This window comes from Vibrio sp. D173a, assembly GCF_030248475.1.
Genome location: NZ_JAHGAH010000893.1, coordinates 1 through 813, shown reverse-complemented (window position 1 = coordinate 813; position 813 = coordinate 1). Strand labels below are relative to the sequence as shown.

Here is an 813-nt window from a genome sequence, read left to right as displayed (position 1 = left end):
ACTTGGCAATGAGTCAGGGGTAGGGCGCAACCATCATGCGCTCTACCAGTGGGTTAAACAGAGTGACCCAACTCGACCAGTTCAATATGGAGGAGGTGGGGCGGATACCGCAGCTACCGATATTCTGTGCCCTATGTATGCGCGAGTGGATTGGGATTTACCTGTCGTTGCTCATCAACCAGAGGTGACGCCGCGTGTTGGAATTCGCAAAGCGATCGCATTGCCGAATGAGCAGCGTCCGCTGATCTTATGTGAGTACGCACACGCGATGGGCAATAGCCTAGGTAGCTTTGATAAATACTGGCAAGCCTTTCGCGATAATCCAAGGCTGCAAGGCGGATTTATTTGGGACTGGGTTGACCAAGGCATCACCAAAACCGACGTACAAGGCAAGCCTTATTGGGGGTATGGTGGCGATTTTGGTGATGAGATTAATGACCGTCAGTTCTGTATCAATGGATTGGTGTTCCCAGACCGAACTCTGCACCCGAGCTTGAACGAGGTAAAAAAGGCGCAGCAGTTTTATCAATTCGCTCTGATATCGACTGAGCCTTTGGTGATTGAAGTGCGCAGCGAGAACCTATTTTGCTCAAGTGATAAAGAAACCCTTTATTGGTCGATTGCTCAAGATGGAGAAGAGCAAAGTTGTGGCAGCATTGAACTGTTGTTAGAACCAGAGTCGAGCATTCAGATTGAGTTAGATGGCATTGTGCTTCCTCAAAAGGCCAATGCGCTCAACCACCTAAATCTAGAAGTGAGATTACATCAAGGTACTAAGTGGGCAAGTAAAGGTCACGTTACCGCAACCGAGCA

Annotated in this window: 1 protein-coding gene; it reads left to right on the top strand. The window is 48.8% G+C overall.

What is annotated here, in order from left to right; genetic code table 11:
• Positions 1 to 813, top strand: an 813-nt coding sequence (locus KIV40_RS30065) for a glycoside hydrolase family 2 TIM barrel-domain containing protein (protein WP_285352934.1), incomplete at both ends; no start/stop codon positions are given.